The organism is Bifidobacterium apri (assembly GCF_009299485.1).
GTDB classification, from domain to species: Bacteria; Actinomycetota; Actinomycetes; order Actinomycetales; family Bifidobacteriaceae; genus Bifidobacterium; species Bifidobacterium apri.
In genome coordinates, this window is sequence record NZ_WBSO01000028.1 from 1 (window position 1) to 4,327 (window position 4,327).

The window sequence follows — 4,327 nt, forward strand, 5'->3', positions numbered from 1 at the left end:
ACGGAACGGGACCACCACCCTGTCCAACGGTTCCTTGTTCGCCTACGGGGCCATGGGGCTGGAATCCTGCTGTGGCGGGACAGTCACATAGGCAAGGTAATCCATTTCGTCAGGCGTGTACCCGGCACCGTACAGGGTCTCCGGGCACGCCTCCCTGGCGACCGCCGTAATGGCACGCCATTTCAGCATCGTCATCGGGTCTTTCCGCCAATTGTCCTTACCGGCTAAACCCATGCGTTTCGCCCAATCCATGTCCCGCTTCTCCACGAACTTGAAGTCCGGGTCATCACTGCGGATGATCTCAGCGGTCACGCTTTGATGCTCGTAATCCTTGTAGATGTGGAGCTTGTGCCCGTGTTTGCGTACCTGCGCGGCTATGAGTTCTGCGCTCATGGTCGGACGGCCTTTGATGACGTGAATCCTGTACAAGGATTCGGCTGGTTGCAATCCCATGCTCGCCCCGTAGTTGATGGCGACGAGGATGTTGCCGGGCTGGCTCCGGTATGCGTCGGGCAGGATGTTGCTGACTGCTGCGGCTTTCGCCCAATCCATCTGCTCACCGAGCAGGGTGAGGCTCGTTTCGCTACCCATCAGAACTCCATGCCTTCCACATCATCGGATTCAGATTCAGGTTCTTCTGGTGCCATGCCGAGGGCGAGCCTCATATCACCGTTGACCCGCTTGTTCTTTGCGGCGAGTTCACTGAGCGTGCCCGCAGGTTTCACGGTCACACTGTCCGCGCTCCCGCCCTTCAAGTCAGCGGCTTCACGCGGCGGAACTTCCCCGCCGTTCGCGGTGATGAACGCGCTGATCGCGTCCGGCTTACACGCATCATCCACCGGCACCGGCAGGGTGACGGTCATATCCTCATGCCCCGTGCTGATAAGCCATTTCGCGTATTCAACCGGGTCTGTGACACGCCATTTCGCTTGCGCGCCACGCTTCTGCGTGACCTCACCGAACATGGTGGTCAAGTGCTCCCTGTCACCAAGCTGGCCGGTCAGATAGTCGCGTAATGCTTTCTCTGAGGTTTTCAACTGTTTCAGCATGGCTGTCACGACCGCCAGTTGGCTGGCCGCCTCATACGGGGTGATGTCACCGTTCTCGATCTGCTGTACGGTTCCTGTGCTACCACTCATTTCCAACTCCATTCATGTCTGATGGTGTATTGTCCGGTTATCGCCTTGTATTTCGCGATGTCGGTTTGTAATGCCTGGACTTGGCTTGCCAGTCGGCGGATGGTGTCCTTGGCCTTGTCCATGAACTCATCCACTTCGTCGGTGTCGTATCCTTCGCGGAGCCGGTGCGTGTGGAACGTGGTGCGTCGCACGTCCTCCGGGGTGAGCAGTGGGCTGTTCATGCGGCTGCCGCTTTTCGTTGGGCGTTGAAATACATGCCGGTGAACGTGTCGTCGGCAAGCTGTTTCACCGCATACTGGTAGGTCACCTTGTCTCCCGACTGTGCGGATGCGCGGAGCATGTTCATGTACGCGTCGAAGACTGGTTGGAACATGTTCGCCGCATCACGCCCACCCCCGTGTATCGCGTGCGTGGGCGCTTCTAGTGCCGGGGTAGTCGTGTCGATGTGAGTGTTCATGGTTGGTTCCTTTTCCCTGTCGGGCTTCTTGTAGATTTGGAGTAGGCCGCGTGCGATGATTTTCCGCAGCATGACCTGTACTTTCTCTTGGGTGAAGCCGCCGCCCAGCAGACTGCTGATCTGCGATGCGCTCGGGTCGCGGTATTTGCCGGTGCTGGCTTTCGACTCGGTTTTCAGCAGGCGTGCCGTGTCAAGCACCTTGCGTTCGTCCGCGTCCAGTCCGGCGAACGCTTCGGGCGGTTGGCGGTAGAGGGCTATGAGCTTGCCGCTGGTCGCGACGCACTCCTCATAGCCGACCTGCTGCCCATTCATCGTCTGATCCTCCCCTCACGAATGTCGTTCACCCGTCGTTCGATATCACTCCAAAACACGTAGTTCGGCAGGCCGTGACCAAGAAACTGGCCGCAGAGGTCTCCGAACTTTTCTTTGAACTTGTCGAGTGAAATGTCGAGATGCTCGTGGTCGATGGCCGTACTGACTTTCATCAACCTGGTCGGCTGGTTTTCCATCACTCGCCCTCCTCTGTTAGCATCTTGTTGCGCCGGCACCATGCGATACCGTCCGGCGTGAGCCGGTACCTCATGCATCCTGGTGTCCCGTGGTCGCTGACACCGAACTTGTCCGCGACCTCCACAAGGTGGATGTCCGTGAGTTCCTTCAACCGGCTTGGATACGTGCTGTATGCGCTCGTCCCGAAGCGTGCTTGTGCGGCGCGGCTGATTTTCCATGCCTCATACGCGCCGCCCTCACCGTGCTGTTCGGTGTATTCCGCGAGTATGTACATGACACGCGTTTGCATGGCGGTCAGTATGTAGTGTGAACGTGGAAGCGAGGTGTCATGCACCTGTGTTGTCGATGCCATGCTCACCGCCTTCTTCGTTTTTGGCTGCTGCTTTCTCACAATCGTCTGCGATGTCACGCAGCATGTTTGCGATGTGCCGATACGCTGCAGGTGGCTGTGAGGGTTCGAAGAACGACACTCGCGCGAGGACATGACCGTCGTCGATTTTTCCTCAATGTCATGCGCTACCGGCGTTATACGACCCGAATTCCCATCCGAGTCAAATTCAGCCAGACTGACGATGAGACCGATATTGTGCGTGTCGTTGCTCAGTATTTCATATTCGTCGTTGTCCATGTGTACGGTTCCTTTCATGCTTTCCGTGCGATGTCAGTGAACGTGATTCCGAATAGCAGGGCGATTGGTGTGATTACCGCTTCCATGACGCCGAACACGTGCATCACGTACACGCCCCAGACGAACCAGATGGCCGCCCACCCGGCGACCGTCAGCAAGGCCACGCCGAGCACGAGGCAAAACCAGAACTTCGCCCACTTCTGACGTTCAGTCAACCGTCGCATCAGCCGCCGCCTTGCCTTTCGTGTAGTAGTCGATGAGATACCGTTGCCCCTTGCCGGTGACCTTCGTGGTACGGTTCAGGGTCACGTGCCCGTCAGGGTGGGTGATCGCCGTCTCCTTGATCCGGAACAGGCCTTGTTCGACCCATCGTTGCAGTGGGACGTTCCGGTTCTGTCCGACCTTGCCGAGGAACCCGTCATCACGGAGTTGCCTGAACAGGCGGTTTTGGCCGACCGTGTACCCGGCTTGGGTGAGCATCTTGGCAAGCTCACCGACCAGGCAGGTGCCGTCGGACGCGCCTACCGCGTCGGCGAACAGGACTTTTGGTTTCTGCGCTTCCAACTGTCCGGCCTGATCGTCGATGGTCGCCTGCTGTTCGCTTATCTTGCTTTCCAAGTAGCGCATCGACGCGAGCACCATCTGCTCCGGTGTCATCTGCTCCTGACCGGAGAGATATCCGCCATGCTTGCGGATCGATGGCAGCACCTCGTGGGTGACCCAACGCTTGAACTCGTGGGCTTCTGGCTTGCGGGAACCAAGCACGAGGCTGTAGAGACCGGCTTCGTTGACGATATTGGTGTTTCCTTGACGCCCTAAGTTGAACTTAGACCGTTCGTCATCGTCGAGACGATCGAGTGCCACGCTCACGTTTGAGTGTCCGAGGATGTCGCACACGTCCTTGGCGACGAACCACGGCTCACCGTCCTCGCCGGTGACGACGCGCACGGGGTCACTCCCGTGGAACTTGTATGTTTCGACTTGCTGGCTCACTGTTGTCTCCTTTCACAGTCGGTTGGTGTTCCTGATTGGTGCCACGGCGGGGAATCGCACCCCGCGTGCAACCCGTTGCTACGAGATTGCCCGCCCTCTTGGCGTGGCTCATTGTGGACGGCTGGACACGGTTCACGGTGATATGTCGGCACCGTGCGCGCCATTGCAGTGACGCTCCACGACCATCGCTCCCACCGGAAGCCAATTCAGCAAAACTCTCCCGGGGGTGACGTTGACCGTCCACGCGCGCCTGAACAGGGACTCGAACCCCACACGTATCGACTGCACGCCGGCTGGAACTGCTGAACAGCGTGCCATCGTTACGCCCGTCACCACGACGGTTCAGGCAATGACCGCACGCCGGGCGGGGTATCGCAACCCGGCATACGGTCAATGGTTTGAGAATCTTCACTTTTTCCGCAGAATGTTTACCCCCCCCTGCGGTCGATGGGGGTAGAGCCGGCGCGTGGATTCGAACCACGCCAATCACAGGCAGACAGCCGATAGAGGAGGCTCACAGCCTGAGCGGTTGCGAACAATGTCCCGTCATATTGGAAGGGCATCCCGCCCGAAATAACCGAAAGCGGCGGGGATGTTGGG

At 58.6% G+C, this 4,327-nt stretch carries 8 protein-coding genes; all 8 read right to left on the reverse strand.

Annotation, left to right across the window (positions count from 1 at the left end):
• Nucleotides 1-42: 42 nt before the first annotated feature.
• From DSM100238_RS09040 to DSM100238_RS09075, 8 genes are read right to left on the reverse strand one after another with little or no spacing between them, the layout of a single operon-like run.
• Nucleotides 43-591 (reverse strand): recombinase RecT, encoded by a 549-nt coding sequence (locus DSM100238_RS09040; protein WP_152356331.1) that lies wholly within the window; start codon nucleotides 589-591, stop codon nucleotides 43-45.
• On the reverse strand, nucleotides 591-1,139 hold the full coding sequence (locus DSM100238_RS09045) for a hypothetical protein (RefSeq protein ID WP_152356332.1): 549 nt from the start codon (nucleotides 1,137-1,139) through the stop codon (nucleotides 591-593). The genes DSM100238_RS09040 and DSM100238_RS09045 overlap by 1 nt, the downstream gene beginning before the upstream one ends.
• Complete coding sequence (locus DSM100238_RS09050; protein WP_152356333.1) at nucleotides 1,136-1,360, reverse strand: DivIVA domain-containing protein; 225 nt, start codon at nucleotides 1,358-1,360, stop codon at nucleotides 1,136-1,138. The genes DSM100238_RS09045 and DSM100238_RS09050 overlap by 4 nt, the downstream gene beginning before the upstream one ends.
• Nucleotides 1,357-1,908, reverse strand: a complete 552-nt coding sequence (locus tag DSM100238_RS09055; RefSeq protein ID WP_152356334.1) for a hypothetical protein — start codon at nucleotides 1,906-1,908, stop codon at nucleotides 1,357-1,359. Before DSM100238_RS09055 ends, DSM100238_RS09050 begins: the two co-directional genes overlap by 4 nt.
• Nucleotides 1,905-2,105, reverse strand: coding sequence for a hypothetical protein (locus DSM100238_RS09060; protein ID WP_152356335.1), 201 nt, complete (start codon nucleotides 2,103-2,105; stop codon nucleotides 1,905-1,907). Before DSM100238_RS09060 ends, DSM100238_RS09055 begins: the two co-directional genes overlap by 4 nt.
• Nucleotides 2,105-2,734, reverse strand: coding sequence for a hypothetical protein (locus tag DSM100238_RS09065; RefSeq protein WP_152356336.1), 630 nt, complete (start codon nucleotides 2,732-2,734; stop codon nucleotides 2,105-2,107). The genes DSM100238_RS09060 and DSM100238_RS09065 overlap by 1 nt, the downstream gene beginning before the upstream one ends.
• A 14-nt stretch (nucleotides 2,735-2,748) precedes the next feature.
• The gene (locus tag DSM100238_RS09070; RefSeq protein WP_152356337.1) at nucleotides 2,749-2,958 is read right to left on the reverse strand and encodes a hypothetical protein; all 210 of its coding nucleotides are present in this window, start codon (nucleotides 2,956-2,958) and stop codon (nucleotides 2,749-2,751) included.
• A complete protein-coding gene (locus DSM100238_RS09075) occupies nucleotides 2,942-3,727 on the reverse strand; it encodes a phage antirepressor KilAC domain-containing protein (protein WP_152356338.1) in 786 nt (261 codons plus the stop codon). Before DSM100238_RS09075 ends, DSM100238_RS09070 begins: the two co-directional genes overlap by 17 nt.
• Nucleotides 3,728-4,327 lie beyond the last annotated feature (600 nt).

Excerpts from the sequence above, each read along its gene's own strand:
- DSM100238_RS09040 (WP_152356331.1), bottom strand. The coding sequence starts at position 591 with ATGGGTAGCGAAACGAGCCTCACCCTGCTCGGTGAGCAGATGGATTGG.
- DSM100238_RS09045 (WP_152356332.1), bottom strand. The coding sequence starts at position 1,139 with ATGAGTGGTAGCACAGGAACCGTACAGCAGATCGAGAACGGTGACATC.
- DSM100238_RS09050 (WP_152356333.1), bottom strand. The coding sequence starts at position 1,360 with ATGAACAGCCCACTGCTCACCCCGGAGGACGTGCGACGCACCACGTTC.
- DSM100238_RS09055 (WP_152356334.1), bottom strand. The coding sequence starts at position 1,908 with ATGAATGGGCAGCAGGTCGGCTATGAGGAGTGCGTCGCGACCAGCGGC.
- DSM100238_RS09060 (WP_152356335.1), bottom strand. The coding sequence starts at position 2,105 with ATGGAAAACCAGCCGACCAGGTTGATGAAAGTCAGTACGGCCATCGAC.
- DSM100238_RS09065 (WP_152356336.1), bottom strand. The coding sequence starts at position 2,734 with ATGGACAACGACGAATATGAAATACTGAGCAACGACACGCACAATATC.
- DSM100238_RS09070 (WP_152356337.1), bottom strand. The coding sequence starts at position 2,958 with ATGCGACGGTTGACTGAACGTCAGAAGTGGGCGAAGTTCTGGTTTTGC.